Below are 19,828 nucleotides of genomic sequence, written 5' to 3'. Positions count from 1 at the left end.
GGCCGCTCCACCCGCCCACGCCATTCCTTAGGTGGTGCCGGACCCCAACCCCCAGTTGTTGGGGGGCGGCCGCGGGTTCGGGCCGCGGGGGGGGGGGCCCGCCCACCGGCCCCCCCCGCGCCAGGACAGTTAGGACCGTCACGGACATGACCGAGATCCCGTTGTCGTTCGCCCAGCGCCGGCTGTGGTTCCTGGGCCGGCTGCACGGCCCGTCGGCCGCGTACAACGCCCCCGTGGTCCTGCACCTGGACGGGGAGCCCGACGCCGGGGCGCTCCGCGAGGCGCTGGCCGACGTGGTGGAGCGGCACGAGGTGCTGCGCACCGTCCTGCCGGCCGGGCCCGACGCCGAGCCGTACCAGCGGGTGCTGGCCGCGGCCGCCGTTCCCGCGCTGACCAGCGCGGTGTGCGCGCCGGGCGAAGTGGACGCGGCCGTGGCCGCGTTCACCCGGCAGGCGATCGACATCACCGCCGAGCCGCCCCTGCGGGCCCGGCTGTTGCTCCCGGGTGACGGGACCTCGGTACTGGTACTGCTGATCCACCACGTCGCCACCGACGGCTGGTCCGTACGCCCCCTGCTGCGCGACCTGTCGCTGGCGTACACGGCCCGGCGGGCGGGCCGGGCCCCGGAGCAGGAGCCGCTGCCGGTCCAGTACGCGGACTACGGCGTGTGGCAGCGCGAGCTGCTGGGCGACCCCGCCGACCCGCAGAGCCTGGCGTACGAGCAGACCGAGCACTGGCGGGGCGTCCTGGCCGGGGCCCCCGCCGTGATCGCCCTGCCCGCCGACCGTGCGCGCCCGGCGGAGCCCTCCGGCCGGGGCGCCACCGTGACGGCCCGGCTGGACGCGGCTGCCCACAGGGGGCTGCTCGCCCTGGCCCGGGGACGGCGGGCCAGCCTGACGATGGCGGCGCGGGCCGCGCTGGCCGCGGCCCTGTCGGCCGCCGGAGCCGGTGAGGACGTGGTGATCGGGGCACCGGTCGCGGGCCGGCCGGACGAGGACCTGTACGACCTGGTCGGGTTCTTCGTGAACTCCCTGGCGCTGCGCACCGACCTGTCGGGCGACCCGGCGGTCGGGGAGCTTCTGGACCGGGTGCGGGAGGCCGACCTCGCGGCGTACGAGAACCAGGAGCTCCCCTTCGACCTGCTGGTGGAGCGGCTCGCGCCGGAGCGGGCGCTGGGGCACCACCCGTTCTTCCAGGTGATGCTGACCGTGGACGCGGGCGGCGGGCCGGCCGCGCCGGTGGAGCTGGGCGGCGGGATCGCCGGCCGGCTCGCGGACGTGGGCCTGGACGCCGCCAAGTTCGACCTGACCTGGTACTGCGCGGAACGGCACACCGCGCAGGGGCGCCCGGACGGGATCGACATCGCCCTCCAGTACGCGGTGGACCTCTTCGACGAGCCGACGGCGCGGCTCCTGCTGGAGGTGTACGTACGCGCCCTGACGGGCTTCGCCGGCGGTCCCGGGCGGCGGCTCGGCGAACTCGCGCTGGTGACCGCGGAGGAGGCGCGCGGGCTGGCCGGGCGCCGCACGGCCGTACCGGCCGGGGACGGGACCGCTCCGGCGGCCGCCGGGCCGGTCCGGCGGGACGTCCTGTCGCCGCGCGAGGAGATCCTGTGCGGGCTGTTCGCGGAGGTGCTGAACCGCGAGACGGTCGCCCCGGACGCCAACTTCTTCAAGTCGGGCGGGCATTCGCTGCTGGCCGGCAAGCTCGTCAACCGGATCCGGGGCGCGCTCGGGCTGGAGCTGGGCATGCGCGACCTGTTCCTGGCCCCGACGCCGACCGCCCTGCACCGGCGCCTCGCCGCCGCGCCGGGCGGGGCCGCGACGGCCCGGCCGGCGCTGGCGCCCGCGGCGGAGCGGCCCGGGCTGCTGCCGCTGTCGGCGGCGCAGCGGTCCCTGTGGCTCCTCGACCGGATCGAGGGTCCGTCGGCCGCCTACAACGCCCCGCTGGTGCTGCGGCTGGATCGGGAGCCGGACCGGGTGGCGCTCGCGGCCGCTCTGGGCGACGTGCGGGAGCGGCACGAGGTGCTGCGCACGGTGTACGGGTCCGAGGGCGGCGAGCCGTACCAGCGGGTGCTGCCCGCGGCCGGGGAACCGCTGGAGGTGGAGCCGTGCACCCCGGACACGCTGGAGGGGCTCGTCGCCGGGTTCGCCCGGGAGCCCTTCGACCTCGCCGCGCGGCCCCCGCTGCGGGCCCGGTTGTTCCTTCCGGGCGACGGCGGCTGCGTCCTGACGCTGCTGGTGCACCACATCGCGACCGACGGCTGGTCGATCGCGCCGCTGCTGCGGGACCTGGACGAGGCGTACGCGGCCCGGTGCGCGGGCGGCGCGCCGCAGTGGCGGGCGCTGCCGGTGCAGTACGCGGACTACGCCCTGTGGCAGCGCGACCTGCTGGCCGACCCGGACCGGCTCCTCGGGTTCTGGCGGACGGCGCTGGAGGGGATGCCGGCCCGGACGGCGCTGCCCGCGGACCGGCCGCGTCCGGCCGAGCCCTCGGGGCGTGCGGTGACGGTGTCGGCGGACCTCGACGCGGGCGCGCACCGGGCGCTGCTCGGACTGGCCCGCGGCCGGCGCGCCAGCCTGTTCATGGTGGCGCGGGCGGCCCTGTCCGCGGCCCTGTCGGCGACCGGCGCCGGGCATGACCTGGCCATCGGCACCCCGGTGGCGGGCCGGCCCGACCAGGACCTGCACGATCTCGTGGGCTGCTTCGTCAACTCCCTCGTGCTGCGCACCGACCTGTCCGGGGATCCGGCGGTCGGGGCGCTCGTCGAACGGGTGCGGGACGCGGACCTTGCCGCCTTCGACCACCAGGACCTGCCGTTCGACGTCCTGGTGGAGAAGCTCGCCGAACCGGGGCGGGCCCTGGGCGAGCACCCCTTCTTCCAGGTGATGCTGACCGTGCAGGAGGCGGCCGACGACCGGATGGGCCTCGGCGGCATCAAGGGGCGGGCCACCAGCACGGACCTGGGCGCCGCGAAGTTCGACCTCGCCTTCCACTGCGCCGAGCGGCGGGGCTCGGACGGCGGTCCGGACGGGCTGGACGTGCACGTGCAGTACTCCGAGGACCTGTTCGACGGGGCGACGGCGCGGCTGCTGCTGGAGGTGTACGTACGGGCGCTGCGCGCCTTCGCGGACTCCCCCGACGTCCGGCTGGGCGAACTGGCGCTGGTGACGGGGCCGGAGGGGCGGGAACTGGCCCGGCGCCGGGAGCGCCGCGAGCGCCTCGCGGCCGCGGGAGCCGCCGCGGCGGCCGAGGCGCCGTCGGGGTCCGCCACGACCGGGCTCTCCCCGCGGGAGGAGATCCTGTGCGGGCTGTTCGCGCAGGCGCTGGGGCGGGAGCGGATGGCCGCCGACGCCAACTTCTTCAAGTCCGGCGGGCATTCGCTGCTGGCCAGCAAGCTCGTCAACCGGATCCGGAGCGTGCTCGGCGTGGAGGCCGGCATCCGGGACCTGTTCCTCGCCCCGACGGCGAGGGCCCTGCACCGGCGGCTGGGGACGGCCGCCGCGGACTCCCGGCCCGCGCTGACGGCCGTGCCGCGGCGGCCCGGGCGGCTGCCGGTGTCGTACGCGCAGCGCCGGCTGTGGTTCGTCGACCAGTTGGAGGGGCCCTCCCCCGCCTACAACATCGCGCTGGTGCGGCGGCTGGACCGGCCGCTGGACCCGGCGGCGCTCACCGAGGCGCTGGCGGACGTCGTGGAGCGGCACGAGGTGCTGCGCACGGTGTACGGGACCGAGGGCGGCGAACCGTACCAGCGGGTGCTGGAGCGGGCTCGGCCGCAACTGGAGCTGGCCCGCCCGGACGACGTGGCCGCGGCGGTGGACGAGGCCGCCCGGCACGTCTTCGACCTGACGCGGGACCTCCCCCTGCGGGCCTGGCTGTTCCTGCCGGACGGCGGGGGCCCGCAGACGCTGGTCGTGCTGCTGCACCACATCGCGGCCGACGGCTGGTCCACCGGGACCCTGCTCGCCGACCTGTCCGAGGCCTATGAGGCCCGGCGGGCCGGGCGCGCCCCCGGCTGGCGGCCGCTGCCGGTGCAGTACGCCGACTACACCCTGTGGCAGCGCGAGCTGCTCGCCGGAGCCGGGCCGGAACTGGACTTCTGGCAGGGGGCGTTGGCGGGCCTGGCGCCCCTGATCGACCTGCCGACGGACCGGCACCGCCCGGCCGAGCCCTCGGGGCGGGGCGCGCTGACGGGGTTCGCGGTGTCCCCGGAAGCGCACCGGCGCCTGGTGCGGATCGCGCACGCGCAGGGGGCCACCCTGTTCATGGTGGTGCAGGCGGCCCTCGCCGCGGCCCTGACGCGGCTCGGCGCGGGCACGGACCTCGCGCTCGGCACCACGGTGGCCGGGCGGGGCGACGACGCCCTGTCGGGGCTGGTGGGCTTCTTCGTGAACACCCTGGTCCTGCGCACGGACACGGGCGGGGACCCGACGTTCGAGGAGCTGGTGGGAAGGGTCCGGGAGGCGGACCTGGCGGCGTACGCCCACCAGGACCTGCCGTTCGACCGGCTGGTGGAGCACCTCAACCCGCACCGTTCCGCGGCCCACCACCCGCTGGTGCAGGTGATGCTCCAGGTGAACCCGGCGGACGGGGCCGGCGCCTCCGGGGGACCGCTGGAGGGTACGGAGCTGCCGTACGGGTCGGACACGGCCAAGGCGGACCTGACGTTCGCCCTGACGGAGCGCCCGGACGGCGGACTGTCCGGGGTGCTGGAGTACGCCACCGACTTGTACGGGGAGGCCGGGGCGCAGCGGCTGGCCGGGCTCCTGGTCACGGCACTGGAGCTGTTCGCCACGGACCCGCGGCAGCGGATCGGCGACCTGCCGGCGCCGGCCGACCGGCGGGGCGGGCGTCCGGTCGTCGGCGGCTACCGGATCGACCTCGACCACGTCGCGGCGGTGCTGGCGGAGCACCCGGCGGTGGGGCGGGCCCGGGCCCGGGTGGTGGACGGCCGACTGGTCGCCGAGGTGCTGAACCGGCCGACGGTGGCCGGGGAGGCAGGGGTGGCGGCCCTGCAGGAGTGGGCGGCCGAGCGGCTGCCGGAGTACGCGGTCCCGTCGTCGGTGCGCCTGTTGTCGGGAGCACCGGCGGCCGCGGAGGCCGCGGCCCCGCCCGAGTCCTCCGTCGCCGGCTCCCGTGGGGACGACGTCCTGGCGGCGGCCGTGCTGCGGCTGTTCGCGGAGGTGCTGGAGCGGGGGCCGCTCGGCCCGGACGACAACTTCTTCAAGTCCGGCGGGCATTCGCTGCTGGCGGTGCGGCTGGTGAACCGGGTCAAGGCGGAGCTGGGCCGCGAGCTCACCCTGCGCGAGGTGTTCCGCCACCCGACCCCGGCCCGGCTGGCGGCGCTCCTGGCCTCGGCGGCTCCGACGCCGCCGACGCCTCCCCCGGCGCTGCGCCGCCGTACGCGCGCGGGCTCGCGGGTCCGCCAGCCGTAGGAGCCGGCCCCGCCGGGCGCCACCGGCGGCCCAGCCGGGCACCACCGGCGGCCCAGCCGGGCACCACCGGTCGCGCCGGGCCCCGCGGGCGCCACCGAGCACCACCAGTCGTGCCGGGAGCCGGCGGGCACCACCGGTCGCGCCGGGCGCCACCGGTCGTGCCGGGACCCGGCGGGTCGAAGGCCGTCCGCTCCCGCTTCACAGCGGGGCGGACGGCCTTCCCGCGTCGGCCGACCCGGCCGCGCTGGGGCGCGCCGGGTCGCGCTCGGTCGTGGCGGGTCGCGCTCGGTCGTGGCGGGTCGTGCCCGATCGCGCCCCCGGCGCCCGGCGCCTCCGGGCCCGGCTCCCCGTGGCGGCAGCCGGTGGCGGCAGCCGGTTCCGGCGGAAGCTGCCGCGGCGACTGCCGACCGGTGCCGGGCCGGATGCCTAGCGTGTGGGTCACGGAGTCCCCTCCGCACCCCACCCCTCGCCTGGAGGCCCCGCGATGCCCTCGACCGCCCCCACCGCCTCCGCCGTCCTGGACGGCGGCCCGGCGATCACCCCGGCGCCCCGCGTGCTCGACCGGATCGACGCCCGGATCGCCGCCGGTCCCGAGCGGACCGCGCTGGTCGACGGCGAGCGGAGGATGACGTACGGCCAGCTGGCCCTCGCCGTCGCGTTCCGCGCCGAGGAGCTGGCGGCCGAGGGGGCGGGCCCCGGGCGGCTGGTGGCCGTGTACCGGCCGCGCGGGATCGACGCGGTCGTGGGGCTGCTGGCCGCCCTGCGGACCGGCGCCGCCTACCTGCCGCTGGACCCAGGCGCGCCGGCCGCCCGAACGGCGGCGATCCTGGCCGACTGCGCCGGACAGGACGTACGGCCGGCGGCCGGCGAGTTCGTGCTCCCCGGTCCCGGTGTGCCGCAGGACACCGCGTACGTCATCTACACCTCCGGATCCACCGGCACCCCGAACGGCGTGGCCGTCGGGCAGGACGCCCTCGCCCACTTCACGGCCGGGGCGACCGTCCGCTACGGGATCACGGCCGAGGACCGGGTCCTGCAGTTCGCGCCCCTGCACTTCGACGCGAGCGTCGAGGAGGTCTTCCTGACGCTGGGCTCCGGCGCCGCGCTGATCCTGCGCGACGAGGAGATGCTGGACGTGCCCGGCCTGCTGGCGGGCTGCGCCGCGCACGGGGTGACCGTACTGGACCTGCCCACCGCCTACTGGCACGAGCTGGCGCACGCGCTCTCCGCCGGCGTCGCCGAACTCCCGGACGCCGTCCGCACGGTGGTCATCGGCGGCGAGGCCGCGCTGCCGGAGCGGGTGGCGCAGTGGTGCCGGGCCGTCGACCCCGACCGGGTGCGGCTGCTGAACACGTACGGGCCGACCGAGGCCACCGTCGTCGCGACCGTCGCCGACCTGTCCCGGCACCCCGGCGGCCCGGTGCCCATCGGCGAGCCGCTGCCGGGGGTGCGGGCGGCCGTGGTCGACGGCGAACTCTGGCTGCTCGGAGGGGGCCTGGCCCTGGGCTACCTCGGGCGCCCCGAGCTGACCGGGCGGCGCTTCTCGGCGCTGGGCCCGGAGCGCGCGTACCGCACCGGCGACATGGTGTTCGTACGGCCCGACGGGCAGCTCGGCTTCCGCGGGCGCGCCGACGACGAGGTCAAGATCAACGGCCATCGGGTGGACCCCGCCTCGGTGGAGTCCGTGCTCACCGCGCACCCCGGGGTCCGCGAGGCGGCCGTGGTCCCCCTGGAGACCCCGGACGGGACGAAGCGGCTGGCCGCCTTCGTGGTCGCCGACGACGGGGTCGAAGCGGATGAGCTGCGGGACCGGGTACGGGCCGAACTGCCCGCCGCCGCCGTCCCGTCCACGGTGTCGCTGCTGGCCGCACTGCCCCGCACCCCCTCCGGCAAGATCGACCGCAAGCTGCTGCGCGCCCCCGCCCGGGAGACGGCCGCCGACGCGGTCTTCGACGGGGCGGTGCTGCCCGCCGAGGACCGGATCCCCCTGTCCTTCGCGCAGCGCCGGCTGTGGTTCCTGGCCGGGCTGGAGGGCCCGTCGACCACCTACAACCTGCCGCTCGTGCTGCGCCTGGACGGCGTGCCGGACCGGGCCGCGCTGGCCGCCGCCCTCGCCGACGTCGTGGACCGGCACGAGGTGCTGCGCACGGTGTACCCGGCCGTGGACGCGGAGCCGTACCAGCACGTGCTGGACGCGCCCCCGGTCCCGCTGCCGGTCCGGGAGTGCCTGCCCGGGGAACTCGACTCCCTGGTGGCCGAGTTCACCGCCGGCACCTTCGACCTGTCGGTCCAGCTCCCCGTCCGCGCCCGGCTGTTCACGACCGGGGACGGCGGCGCCACCCTCGCGCTGCTGACCCACCACATCGCCACCGACGGCTGGTCGGTGGGCCCGCTGCTGCGCGACCTGGGCGAGGCATACGCGGCCCGGCTGGCCGGCGGCGCACCCGACTGGGAGCCGCTACCGGTCCAGTACGCCGACTACACCCTGTGGCAGCACGAGCTGCTGGAACGTCCGGACGTCCCGCTCGGCCACTGGCGGGCGGCCCTGGAGGGAATGCCGACCGTACTGGACCTGCCCGCCGACCGGCCGCGGCCCACCGAGCCGACCGGGCGGGGGGACAGCCTGACCGCCACGCTGGACGCGGACGCGTTCGGCCGGCTCGCCGCCCTCGCCGAGGAGCGCGGGGCCAGCCTCCTGATGGTGCTCCAGCCGGCCCTCGCACAGGCCCTGGCCGCCGTCGGCGCCGGGACGGACATCGCGATCGGCACCCCGGTCGCGGGGCGCGGGGACGAGGCCCTGGAAGGCCTGGTCGGCTTCTTCGTGAACACCCTGGTCCTGCGCACCGACGTGTCCGGCGACGCCCCGTACGCGGAGCTGGTGGACCGGGCCCGGGACGCCGACCTGGCCGCGTACGCCCATCAGGAGCTGCCGTTCGACCTGCTGGTGGAGCATCTGGCCCCGGAGCGCGGGCTCGCCGTCAACCCGTTCTTCCAGGTGATGCTGACCGCCCAGGAGCAGGAGGACGGCGGTGCCGTCTCCCTCGGCGGCGGACTCACCGGGCGCTTCGCCGAAACGGGCCTGGAGGCGGCCAAGTTCGACCTGAGCGCGGCGTGCGTGGCCCTGCCCGGAGGCGGGCTGGAGGTGTGGTGGCAGTACGCGGTGGACCTCTTCGACCGGGACACCGCGCAGCTGCTGCTGGACGTGTTCGTACGGGCCCTCGCGCGGGCCGCGGCCGACCCCGACGGCCCGTCCTCCGCGGAAGCCCTGCTCAGTGAGGCGGAACGGGCGGGGATCGCCGAGCGCCGGGCCCGCGTCGCCGCGGCCCGCGAGGCCGCGGCCGCGGCGGCCGCGATCGCGCCGCCCGCCCCGCGCTCCCCGGCCGAGGACGTGCTGCGCACCCTGTTCGCCGAGGTGATCGGCATCGACGGGGTGGGGCCGGACGACAACTTCTTCTCGGTCGGCGGCCACTCCATGATGGGCGTGCGGCTGGTGAACCGGATCCGGGCCGTGCTCGGCCTGGAGGCGCGCATCCGCGACCTGTTCCTCGCCCCGACCCCGGCCGGGCTGGCCGTCCGGCTGACGCGGGACGGCGCCGCGTCCGGGCGGGCCCCACTGGTCCCGGTCCCGCCGTCGGAGCGGCCGGACCCGGTTCCGCTGTCGTACGCGCAGCGCCGGCTGTGGTTCGTCGACCAGCTGGAGGGCCCGAGCCGTTCCTACACCATCCCGTTCGCGCTGCGCCTGGACCGTCCGCTGGACCCGGCCGTGCTGGCCGAGGCCCTCGCCGACGTCGCGGAGCGGCACGAGGTGCTGCGCACCGTGTACCCGGCGGTGGACGGGCAGCCGCACCAGCGGGTGCTGGACGCGGCGCGCCCGGTGCTGGAGCGGGTCACGGCCGCGCCGGACCGGCTCGACGCGGCCGTGGACGCGGCGGCCGGGCACGTCTTCGACCTGGCGGCGGAACTGCCCTTCCGGGCCGCGCTGATCGACGTCGCGGACAGCGCAGGCGTCCGGGACCCGGGCGCCGCCGGCCCGGGCACCGCCGACCCGGGCACCGCCGACCCGGGCACCGCCGACCCGGGCGCCACCGACCCGGGCGCCGGTGCCGGTGCCGGCGGTCAGGTGCTGGTGCTGCTCGTGCACCACATCGCCGCCGACGGCTGGTCCACGGGGCCGCTGCTGGCCGATCTGGCGGCCGCCTACGGGGCCCGGCTGGACGGCCGTGCTCCCGGCTGGCGGCCGCTGCCGGTGCAGTACACCGACTACACCCTGTGGGAACGGGCGGCCCTCGACGGCGAGGCCGCCGCCGGACACATCGCCTTCTGGAAGCGGACGCTGGCCGACGCGCCCCCGGTGCTGTCGCTCACCGCCGCCCGCACCCGGCCCGCCGAGGCCTCGCACCGGGGTTCCGCGACCCCGCTGGACCTGGACGCCGCCACGCACGCCCGGCTGGAGCGCCTGGCCCTGGACCACGGCGCGACCCTGTTCATGGTGGTGCAGGCCGCCCTGGCGGCCACCCTGACCCGGCACGGCGCCGGCACCGACCTGCCGCTGGGCACGGTGATCGCCGGGCGCGACGACGAGGCCCTGGACGACCTGGTCGGCTTCTTCGTGAACACCCTGGCCCTGCGCTGCGACACCTCCGGTGACCCGCGCTTCGACGAACTCCTGCTGCGGGTGCGGGACACCGACCTCGCCGCGTACGCCCACCAGGACCTCCCGTTCGACCTCGTGGTGGAGCAGCTCAACCCGGTGCGCTCCACCGCGCACCACCCGCTCGTCCAGGCCGTGGTCCAGGTCCACCCCGCCGAGCCGCAGACCCCGCCCGGGACCGCTTTGGCGGGAACCCCGCTCGGGTCGGCGTCGGGGTTCACCAAGTTCGACCTGACCGTGTCGCTGCGCGAGTCCCGGACCCCGGACGGGGCCCCGGCCGGGCTGGCCGGCGTACTGGAGTACGCGACGGACCTGTACGACGGGGCGACCGCCGCGCAGTTGGCCGCGCACCTGGCGCGCACCCTGCGGGCGGTGGCCGAGGACCCCGGTCAGCGCATCGGTGACATCCGGCTCCTCTCCGCCGAGGAGGAGTTCCGCCTGGTGACCGAGTACAACGACACGGCGACACCGCGGGACGGGTGCGGCCTGGTGCACGAGCGGTTCGCCGCCCAGGCCCGCCGTACCCCGGACCGGATCGCCGTGTCCTACGAGGAGGAGACGCTCACCTACGCGGCGTTGGACGCCCGGGCCAACGCCCTCGCCCACCGGCTGCTCGCGGCGGGCGTGGACCGGGACGGCGCGGTGGGCGTCCTGATGGACCGGACCCCGCACCTGCTCGTGTCCCTCTTGGCGGTGCTCAAGTGCGGGGCCGCGTACGTGCCGCTGGACCCGCGGCTGCCCGACACCCGGGTCCGCATGATCATGGAGGACGTGGCGGCGGAGGTCCTGCTGACGCAGCGGGAGCACCTCGGCAAGGAGGCGGTGCGGCGGGAGGACGCGGCCGGGGTCCGCGTGCTGGCCGTGGACGCGCCGGAGACGGAGGGGGCGCGGCCGGACCTCTCGGATCCGGGGGTCGCCGTAGGCGAGGACGCCCTGACGTACGTGATGTTCACCTCCGGCTCCACCGGCCGGCCCAAGGGCGTCGGGGTCACCCACCGCAACGTGGTGGAGCTGGTCACGGACCGCTGCTGGAGCCGGACCAACCACCGCCGGATGCTGGTCCACTCGGCGATCGGCTTCGACGCCTCGACGTACGAGCTGTGGGTGCCGCTGCTGAACGGCGGCCGGCTGGTGATCGCCCCGGGGGACGGGACCGACGTCGCCGAGCTCGACCACACCGTCCGCACCTACGACGTCAGCGCCGCCTACTTCACCATGGGCCTCTTCCACATCATGGCGGACGAGGGCCTGGACACCCTCAAGCTCCTCGACGAGGTGTGGACCGGCGGCGACGTGGCCTCCCCCAGCGCCCTCCAACGGGTTCTGGACCACTGCCCCGACACGGTCCTGGTGCACTCCTACGGGCCCACCGAAACCACCTTCGCCTCCCACCAGCAGCGCATCCCGGCCGGGCAGCGCACGCTCCCCGGCGTCTATCTCGGCGCGGCCCTGGACAACACCCGGGTGCACGTCCTGGACGCGGGGCTGCGGCCGGTGCCGATCGGGGTGGCCGGCGAGATGTACATCGCCGGGACCCAGGTGGCGCGCGGCTACCTCGGACGGCCGGGGCTGACCGCCGAGCGGTTCGTCCCCGACCCGTTCGGCGCGGACGGTGGCCGGATGTACCGCACCGGCGACCTGGTGCACTGGACCCCGGACGGCGAACTGCGCTTCATCGGGCGGGCCGACGGCCAGATCAAGCTCCGCGGCTTCCGGATCGAGCCCGGGGAGATCGAGGAGACCCTGGCCCGCCACCCGGGCGTCGGGCAGGTCGCGGTGGTCGTCTTCGAGGACGGCCCCGGCGGCAAGCGGCTCGTCGCGTACGCCGTACCGCGCGCCGGCCACGGCCTGACCGGCGAGGAGCTGCTGCGCTGGGCTGCGGGCGAACTCCCGGAGCACATGGTGCCGTCGGCGGCGGTGCTGCTCGACACGATCCCGCTGACGGTGAACGGCAAACCGGACCGCAAGGCGCTGCCTGCGCCCGCCGTCGCCGTACGCCCCTCGGGCCGGCCCCCGCGCACACCGCGCGAGGAGGTCCTGTGCGGGCTGTTCGCCGAGGTCCTGGGCGTGGAAGGGGTCGGCATCGACGACAACTTCTTCGGACTGGGCGGGCATTCGCTGCTCGGCGTGCGCCTGGTCAGCCGGATGCGGACCGTGCTGGGCCTGGAGCGCGGGGTGCGCGACCTGTTCCGCACTCCGACGGTCGCCGGGCTGCTGGGCGACGAGCCGACCGGCTTCGACCCGATGGGGGTGCTGCTGCCGCTGAGCACCCGCGGATCGCGGCCGCCGCTGTTCTGCGTGCACCCGGGGACGGGTGTGGGCTGGCCGTACGCGGGTCTGGCCCAGCACCTGGGGCCGGACCAGCCGCTGTACGCGATCCAGGCCCGGGCGCTGAGCGAGCTGGGCCACTCCCCCGAGTCGGTCGAGGAGATGGTCGCGGACTACCTGCCGCTGATCCGCGAGGTCCAGCCGCACGGCCCGTACCGCTTCCTGGGCTGGTCCTTCGGCGGCACGGTCGCCCACGCGCTGGCCGTACGGCTGGCGGAGCTGGGGGAACGGACCGACCTGCTGGCCATGATGGACGTGCACCTGCTGCCCACCGAGCCGGTGCGGCGCCGGATGACCCCGGCGCAGAAGCGGGACATGCTCGTCGGCGACGCCGTGGACGGGCCGGCCGACGCCCCGTTCGACGTGGACGCGCTGATCGGCCTGGTGCGTCTGAAGGACCCGGTGCTCGGAGCCTTCTCGGACGCCGAGATCCGCTCCGTGATCGGTGCCTCGATCAACCACGCCGAAATCATGAACCTGTACGCCCCGCGTCCGGTCGCCACCGACATGCTCTTCCTGGCGGCACTGGAGGACGGGGAGACGGAGAACACCCTCGCACAGCACTGGATTCCCTACGTGGAAGGACGCGTGGAGAATCACCTCATCGGAGTTCCGCACACGAGAATGGGCGAACCCGAACCGCTTTCCCTGATCGGCCGTATTCTTTCCGAGAAATTGAGGAGCCTGTCATGACCAATCCTTTCGACGACACCGAGGGCACGTTCCGCGTCGTGGTCAACGCCGAGGGCCAGCACGCCCTGTGGCCCGATTTCGCCGAGGTTCCCGCAGGCTGGGACACGGTCTGGGGCGCGGGAACGCGCGCGGACGCCCTCGCCTACGTGGAACTGAACTGGACGGACATCCGCCCGAAGAGCCTGGTCGCCCAATACGCCTGACCCTTCCATGCGAATCCCGGATCCCGAATCACGAATCCCGAAGCCCTGAAGCCCGGAAGCCGTGCCCCGCAGCCGCGGGGTACGGCTTTCCGCATTCCCGGCCGGCGCCCGTCCGAATCGTTTGCCCATTGCGCCATCCTGCCGGTCCGACTGCCCCTCACCGGGCCCGCGGCTTCCTATATTCTCCGTATGCGAAGAAGGAATGTGAACATCTTGCTGACGGGTACGGCCTCGGATTCCCATACGTGGAACCTCGTCTATCTGCAGCTGCTCCTGGAGGAGCTCGGGCACCCGGTCCGCAATCTGGGTCCCTGCGTCACCGACGAGCTGCTGACCGGAGCCTGCACGGCCGAGGCGCCCGACCTCGTGGTCATCAGCAGTGTGAACGGGCACGGCTACCGGGACGGCCTCAGCGCCGTGCGCGCGCTGCGCGGAGCCGGGTTCACCCTCCCGGTCGTCATCGGCGGCAAGCTCGGCGTGGCCGGCACGGCCGACCCCGAGCAGCGCCGGCGGCTCCTCGACGCCGGCTGCGACGCCGTCTTCGACGACGGCGACGTCAGCGCGCTGCGGACCTTCCTCACCTCGCTCGACGCCGCTGCCACCGCTCAGGCCGTCGCATGACCGCCGCCACGCTCGCCGCACCGAACGTGGCCCCCCTGGCCGTGGCACCGCCGTCGCCGTCCTTCGGCGCGTTCGTCGCCGAGGCCGCCGCCTCCGGCCAGCTCGTCGTACAGCCCCGCATGGGCTTCGGCGACCCGCTCCGGATGCGGGCGGGGCTGCAGCGGACCAAGTCCGCCGTGGCCACGACCGTCGGCACCCTGACCATCGACAGCTACACCCGGGTCGGGGACCTCGGCGCCGCGCGCGCCGCCCTCGCCGAGGGCGTCCCGCTCAACGGCTACCCGATCGCGACCCACTCCACCGAACTGACCCGGGGGCTGCTGGCGGGCGTACGGGACGCCGGGTTCCCCGTCCAGGTACGGCACGGCTCCTCCCGGCCCGAGGCGATCGTCCGGGCGCTCGCCGCCGCCGGGCTGGACGCCACCGAGGGGGGACCGGTCTCGTACTGCCTGCCCTACGGCCGCACCCCGCTCGCCGAGTCCGTGGACAACTGGGCGCGCTGCTGCGAGTTGCTGGCCACGCTGGTGCCCGCGGCGCGGGTCCCGCACCTGGAGAGCTTCGGCGGCTGCATGCTCGGCCAGCTCTGCCCGCCCGGACTGCTCGTGGCGATCAGCCTGCTGGAGGGGATGTTCTTCGTCCGGCACGGCATCCGCAGCGTGTCCCTCAGCTACGCGCAGCAGACCGACCCCGCGCAGGACGCGGAAGCCGTACGGGCGCTGCGCCGGCTGGCGGGCGAGTTCCTGCCCCCGGACGTGGACCGGCACGTCGTGCTCTACACGTACATGGGGGTCTTCCCGCACACCGAGCGCGGGGCGACCCGGCTGCTGGAGGCCTCGGCGCGGCTCGCGGTGACGGCCGGGGCGCAGCGGCTGATCGTGAAGACCGCCGCCGAGGCCCACCGGATCCCGACGGTGCTGGAGAACGTACGGGCGCTGGAGACGGCCGCGGCCACCGCGGCGCTCACGGCGCCGCCGGGGGAACCGGCGCAGCCGGCCGACAGCGAGGTGTACCGCGAGGCGCGGGCCTTCGTGGAGGCCGTGCTGGACCTCGGTGAGGACCTCGGCCGGTCCCTGCGGACCGCGTTCGCGCGGGGCGTGCTGGACGTCCCGTACTGCCTGCACCCGGACAACGCGGGGCGCTCCCGCAGCTTCGTCGACGCGGCCGGCCGGCTGCGCTGGTCGCAGACCGGGGCGATGCCGGTGGCCCCGTACGCGCCCCCGGGCGGACGGGCGCCGGCGCCCGTGCGGTCGATGACCTCGGACGGGCTGCTGGTCGCCCTCGGCCGGGTCGCGCGGCGCTACGACGAGGGGGCCGGCCCCGGCTACGGCGAAGCCGGGGGCGAGGGCGACGGGACCCGCGCCGGAACCGGCCCGGCCGTCGCCGCCGCACCCGGCGGCGTGCGGAGTCCGGCGTGAACGCTGCCACCGCCGCCCCGAAGGCGGTGCCCCCGCTCCCGCCGGCCGCCCCTCCACCGGCCCGGTCCCGGCCGGCCCGGTCCCTCGCGGCCCGCCCTCCACCGGGTCCGCCCCTTCCCGCCCCGCCCGCTCCCCCGCCCCCACCGATACGCAGACGAACAGGAGCCGACATGGACCTCCCGACCCCTCCCCCGCTGGCCGCACACCTGCGCTCGCCGCAGCTTCGGTCCGCGATGCTCGTCCAGCAGGAAGTCCTCCACGCCGCGCGGGAGTTCCTGCGCGGCGAGGGCTTCGTGGAGCTGCTGCCCCCGCTGGTGGGCCCGGTCACCGACCCGGGCGGACGCGGCGCCAAGGCGCTGGACGTCGACTACTACGGGCAGCCGTACAAACTGATGACGAGCGCCATCCTCTACAAGCAGGCCTCGCTGCAGGGCTTTCCGCGCCTCTTCTACATCGCCCCGAACGTCCGGGTGGAGCCGCCGGAGACCGCGGCCACCGGCCGCCACCTGGTGGAGTTCCACCAGATCGACGTGGAACTGGCGGGCGGCAGCCGAGCCGACGTCCAGGACCTGGCGGCCGGACTGCTCACCAGCGTGGTGGACCACGTCTGGACGGCCGTTCCCGAGGTCCTGCGCGAACTGGGCCGGGAGGAGATGGACTTCGCGGAGCTGCGCTCGGGGAAGTTCGACTCCTGCACGCACACGGAGGCGGTGGCGCGGCTGATCGGCCGGGGCCATCCGCAGAGCCCGGACGCGGAGATCGACTGGGCGGGCGAGAAGGTCCTCTCCCTGGAGGCCGACCGCCCGTTCTTCATCGACGACTACCCCAAGGGATCGCGCGGCTTCTACGACCGCGAGGACCCCGAACGCCCCGGTGTGCTCCGCAACTTCGACCTGATCGCGCACGGTGGCTTCGGCGAGCTGGTCAGCGGCAGCGAGCGCGAGTCCGGCTACGCGGCGATCGTGACCCGGATGCGGGAGAGCGGCGAGAACCCGGCCAAGTACGCCTGGTACCTGGACATGGCCCGCGAGGGCATCCTGCCCAGCGCCGGCTTCGGGATGGGCCTGCAGCGCCTCGTCCGGTTCCTGACCGGGCTGGACGCGCTCTGGCAGGTCAGCGCCTACCCGAAGCTGCCGGGGGTGATCGCGCCGTGAGCGGGCTGGGTGCGCCGGGGTTCCCGGAGCGGGCGGTACGGGCCCGGGCCCGGGCGGGGACCGCCGAGGTGTTCCCGGCGGCGGACGCCTACGGGGCGGAGCTGTTCGGGGCGGGCGGTGCGCGAGGGCCGGCGGCCGGCGGCGGGGGCGCGGAGGCGACCGGCGCGCTGGACGCACTGGACGCGCTGCGGATCGCGCCGCCGGTGTTCATGCCGCGGCGGCTGGAGAAGCTGATCGACCTGGGCCGCGAGCCCTCGTACGAGGACGTGGACCTGCACACCTCGGTGGGCGGATTCGCCGCCCGGCTCCCCCTGTACCTCTCGGCGTTCGGGTCCACCCGGGCCGGCAGCGGGGACCTCGGGGTGGCGGCCGGCCGGCAGGCGGCCCGGCTCGGCATCCCGATGGTGATCGGCGAGAACATGGTGCCGGTGCACGGATACGCCCGGGGCGGCGCAGACGGTGCCTCCCGCTCGGCGCTGCTGGAGCGCGTGGCGGCGTACGCGGAGGCCGTCCCGGACGGGACCGGCGGGGTCGTGGTCCAGCAGTCCACCGAGGACGCCGACTCCGAGGTGTGGAACCTGCTGTACAGCGACCCGGGCACCCGGGCGCTGCGGGACTCGGGACGGCTCGGCTTCGAGCTGAAGGTGGGCCAGGGCGCCAAGCCGGGGCTCGGCGGGATGACGGTGGTGGCCGCGGCCGAAGCGGGCCGGCTGGCCGGCCGGTTCGCCGTACGGGACCTGCTGGGCGACGGCGCGGGACGGCAGTTGCGCTGCGCGACGCCGGGCACCTTCACCGAGGAGATCGTCCGCCAGCAGCTGCGGTTCATGCGGAACAACTTCCCGCTGGCCCGCACCTGGGTGAAGTTCCACCCGGGCCGGGACATCGCGCGGGCCGCCGCGACGGCGTGGGCGGCGGGCGCCGACGCGGTCACCGTCGACGGCGCCGAGGGCGGCACGGGCTGGGCTCCACGGGTGTTCCTGGACCAGGTCGGGCTGCCGCTCGGGGAGTGCCTGCGCCGGATCGGCCGACCGGGCGGCGACCTCCTCGCCACCGGGCGGATCTGGGAGGGCGGCCGCGCGGTACGGGCGCTCGCGCTCGGCGCGACGGCGGTGGGCCTGGGCCGGGCGGCGCTGCTGGCGGTGGACGAGGACGGCGAGGACGGCCTGGTCCGCCTGGCGGAGGCCCTGGCGCTGGAGCTGCGGCTGCTGGTCAGCGCGGTCGGGAAGTACCGCGCGGCCGACCTGGACCCCGAGGACCTGTGGTCCCCGGACGCCCCGGTCCACGCCACACGCCCGTCGGTCCCCCTCGGGAACCCGGCATGAACGCCCCCCGCCCCACCGCGAGGGCCGCCGCGAACCCCGCACGCCCCGCACCGCCCGCCACCACGCCGCGCCCCACCACGCCGACCGCCACCACGCCGCACCCCGCCCCGGACCCCGCCCAAGGCGGCCCCGCCCTCACCCGTCGGCCCGCCCCGGATCCCGCCCCGGGCGCCTGCGCGGATCCCGCCGCGCGACGCCCCGGCCCGGGGCCCGGCACCGCGCCCACCCCGGACCCCGCCCCGGGCTCGCTCCTGCAGCCCACCGCGGGGGGGTACGGCCCGGTGGCCGGCGTACGGGGCGGGGCGGGACCGGCCCCGTACGCCGTTCCGGACCGGCCGGGCGGGCGGCGGGCCGCCCCGCGCGGTGCGGGACGGCGGGTCGGGCGGCGCGGGCCCGGCGGGCGCCGGGGGTACGCCGCCTGCGTGCGCGGGCGGTTCCGGCTCTCGGAGGTCCCGGGGGTCATCGTGGGCCCCGTGCCCGGAACCGGCGCCGCCGCCGTCGCGGCCACGGCCGCGTACCGCGCCCTCGGCTCGGCCGGCTTCGGCCATCTCGGCGGCCGCCTGGAACTGCGTACCACCGGCTCCGCGCCCCGGAGTTCCGAGCTGGCGCGCGCCGCCCGCCGGGCCGTCGCCGCCGCCCTGGCCGGCCCCCACCACGTCTGACCCGCCTCTCACCTCCCCCACCCCTCCGTCCCTCACCCCTCGCAGAGAACAGGTGCACCATGGACACCCCCGCACAGCAGGCCGAACAACCGAAGGCGCCCGCCCCCGCACCGGTCCCGTGGGGCCGCGTCGGTTCCCTCGTCGGCGGCCAGGCCGCCGTCCAGCTCGGCAGCTTCGCCCTGCTCATCGCCATGAACTGGACCGCCGTCGAACTCGGCGGCACCCGCGCGGTCACCCTGCTGATGCTCGCGGCGACCGTCCCCCGCGCCCTCATGCTGATCTTCGGCGGGGCCGTGGCCGACACCCTCGGCCCGCGGTTCGTCCTCCTGCGGACCACGGCCGCCCGCGTCGTCCTGCTCGCCGTCGGAGCCGTCGTCACCGCCACCTCGCACCAGCTGTGGCCGCTGGTGGTGATCGCCCTCATCGAGGGGGTGCTCCTCGGACTGGCCGGACCGGCATCGGGCGTCCTGCTGCCGATGTTCGCCCGCGGCGACCAACTGGCCCGCGCGAACTCCCTCTACGCCATGGTCCTGCGCGTCGCACCCATCCTCGGCGCCCCCGCGGGAGCCTTCCTGATCACCGTCGGCGAACTGTGGCTGGCCATGGTCGCCGGCGCCGTCACCGGCGCGATCTGGTTCGGCTGCCTGCTGCACGTCACCCACGGTTTCGTCCGCCCGAAGCCGGAGCCCGGCGTCTCGCTGGTCAAGCGGTCGGGCGACGGGTTCCGGCTGCTGGCCCGCAACCCCCGCCTGCGCTGGATGTTCATCGCCGCCCTCTGCCTCGACCTGGCCTTCAGCTGGCCGGCCGAGGTGGCGCTGCCCCTGCTGGTCTCCGAGCGCGGCTGGGGCGTCGGCGCCGTGGGCATCGTGCTGGCCGCGTTCAGCGTGGGCGCCCTCGGCTCCAGCGCGGTCGGCGCCGCGATGGCCCACCGCATCCCGATGTTCGTGCGCCTCGTCGTCACCGGGGTCGGCCTCGCCGCCGGAATCCTGGTGATGGCCCTGATGCCGTCCGTGGTCTCCCTCACCGCCGTCGCCGCCGGTGTCGGCCTGCTGTCCGGGCTCAACGGGCCCGCCATCGTGACCCTTTACCAGCAGTCCGCCCCCGAGGACCGGATGGGCGCGGCGATGTCCACGCTCTCCCTGGCCGGCATCGGCACCGCGCCCATCTCCATCGCCGTCTTCAGCTCGCTGTCCCTGGTCCTGGGCGTCCAGACCACCTGGCTGCTGTGCGGTGCGATCGCCTTCGTCTCGCCGCTGGCCGCGGTCATCGCCCTGCGCCACCCGGCGCGAGCCGAGGAGCCGGCGCCGGTGGAGCAGCTCCCCGTTCCCGCGGCCGTCTGAGGAG

9 protein-coding genes are annotated in these 19,828 nt (G+C 76.1%); all 9 read left to right on the top strand.

Going from position 1 to position 19,828, the window contains the following annotated elements:
- The first annotated feature begins 146 nt into the window (after window positions 1–146).
- The 9 genes from ACFWW8_RS31375 to ACFWW8_RS31335 all read left to right on the top strand — a co-directional run bounded on the left by ACFWW8_RS31375 (window position 147) and on the right by ACFWW8_RS31335 (window position 19,824).
- A complete protein-coding gene (locus tag ACFWW8_RS31375; protein WP_386534254.1) occupies window positions 147–5,435 on the top strand; it encodes a condensation domain-containing protein in 5,289 nt (1,762 codons plus the stop codon).
- Window positions 5,436–5,919: 484 nt separating this feature from the next.
- Window positions 5,920–13,107 carry an amino acid adenylation domain-containing protein gene (locus tag ACFWW8_RS31370; RefSeq protein ID WP_386534251.1) on the top strand — a complete coding sequence of 2,396 codons (7,188 nt, stop codon included), beginning with the start codon at window positions 5,920–5,922 and terminating at the stop codon, window positions 13,105–13,107.
- A complete protein-coding gene (locus tag ACFWW8_RS31365) occupies window positions 13,104–13,310 on the top strand; it encodes an MbtH family protein (RefSeq protein WP_383930978.1) in 207 nt (68 codons plus the stop codon). Before ACFWW8_RS31370 ends, ACFWW8_RS31365 begins: the two co-directional genes overlap by 4 nt.
- A 189-nt stretch (window positions 13,311–13,499) precedes the next feature.
- Window positions 13,500–13,931 carry a cobalamin B12-binding domain-containing protein gene (locus ACFWW8_RS31360; protein WP_386534248.1) on the top strand — a complete coding sequence of 144 codons (432 nt, stop codon included), beginning with the start codon at window positions 13,500–13,502 and terminating at the stop codon, window positions 13,929–13,931.
- Window positions 13,928–15,346, top strand: coding sequence for a methylaspartate mutase (locus ACFWW8_RS31355; protein WP_386534245.1), 1,419 nt, complete (start codon window positions 13,928–13,930; stop codon window positions 15,344–15,346). Before ACFWW8_RS31360 ends, ACFWW8_RS31355 begins: the two co-directional genes overlap by 4 nt.
- A 170-nt stretch (window positions 15,347–15,516) precedes the next feature.
- Entirely contained in the window at window positions 15,517–16,500 is a 984-nt protein-coding gene (locus ACFWW8_RS31350; RefSeq protein WP_386534242.1) for an asparagine synthetase A, read from the top strand.
- Complete coding sequence (locus ACFWW8_RS31345; protein ID WP_386534239.1) at window positions 16,497–17,822, top strand: glutamate synthase-related protein; 1,326 nt, start codon at window positions 16,497–16,499, stop codon at window positions 17,820–17,822. Before ACFWW8_RS31350 ends, ACFWW8_RS31345 begins: the two co-directional genes overlap by 4 nt.
- On the top strand, window positions 17,819–18,484 hold the full coding sequence (locus ACFWW8_RS31340) for a hypothetical protein (protein WP_386534237.1): 666 nt from the start codon (window positions 17,819–17,821) through the stop codon (window positions 18,482–18,484). Before ACFWW8_RS31345 ends, ACFWW8_RS31340 begins: the two co-directional genes overlap by 4 nt.
- Window positions 18,485–18,543: 59 nt before the next feature.
- The gene (locus ACFWW8_RS31335) at window positions 18,544–19,824 is read left to right on the top strand and encodes an MFS transporter (RefSeq protein WP_386534234.1); all 1,281 of its coding nucleotides are present in this window, start codon (window positions 18,544–18,546) and stop codon (window positions 19,822–19,824) included.
- Window positions 19,825–19,828: the final 4 nt, after the last annotated feature.

It is taken from the genome of Streptomyces sp. NPDC058701 (genome assembly GCF_042715295.1).
GTDB lineage: Bacteria > Actinomycetota > Actinomycetes > Streptomycetales > Streptomycetaceae > Streptomyces.
The sequence above is the reverse complement of the archived record's forward strand: the minus strand, read 5'-3'. Positions and strand labels throughout refer to the sequence as shown.

Coding starts and splice junctions, on each gene's coding strand:
- ACFWW8_RS31375 (WP_386534254.1), top strand. CDS start 147: ATGACCGAGATCCCGTTGTCGTTCGCCCAGCGCCGGCTGTGGTTCCTG.
- ACFWW8_RS31370 (WP_386534251.1), top strand. CDS start 5,920: ATGCCCTCGACCGCCCCCACCGCCTCCGCCGTCCTGGACGGCGGCCCG.
- ACFWW8_RS31365 (WP_383930978.1), top strand. CDS start 13,104: ATGACCAATCCTTTCGACGACACCGAGGGCACGTTCCGCGTCGTGGTC.
- ACFWW8_RS31360 (WP_386534248.1), top strand. CDS start 13,500: ATGCGAAGAAGGAATGTGAACATCTTGCTGACGGGTACGGCCTCGGAT.
- ACFWW8_RS31355 (WP_386534245.1), top strand. CDS start 13,928: ATGACCGCCGCCACGCTCGCCGCACCGAACGTGGCCCCCCTGGCCGTG.
- ACFWW8_RS31350 (WP_386534242.1), top strand. CDS start 15,517: ATGGACCTCCCGACCCCTCCCCCGCTGGCCGCACACCTGCGCTCGCCG.
- ACFWW8_RS31340 (WP_386534237.1), top strand. CDS start 17,819: ATGAACGCCCCCCGCCCCACCGCGAGGGCCGCCGCGAACCCCGCACGC.
- ACFWW8_RS31335 (WP_386534234.1), top strand. CDS start 18,544: ATGGACACCCCCGCACAGCAGGCCGAACAACCGAAGGCGCCCGCCCCC.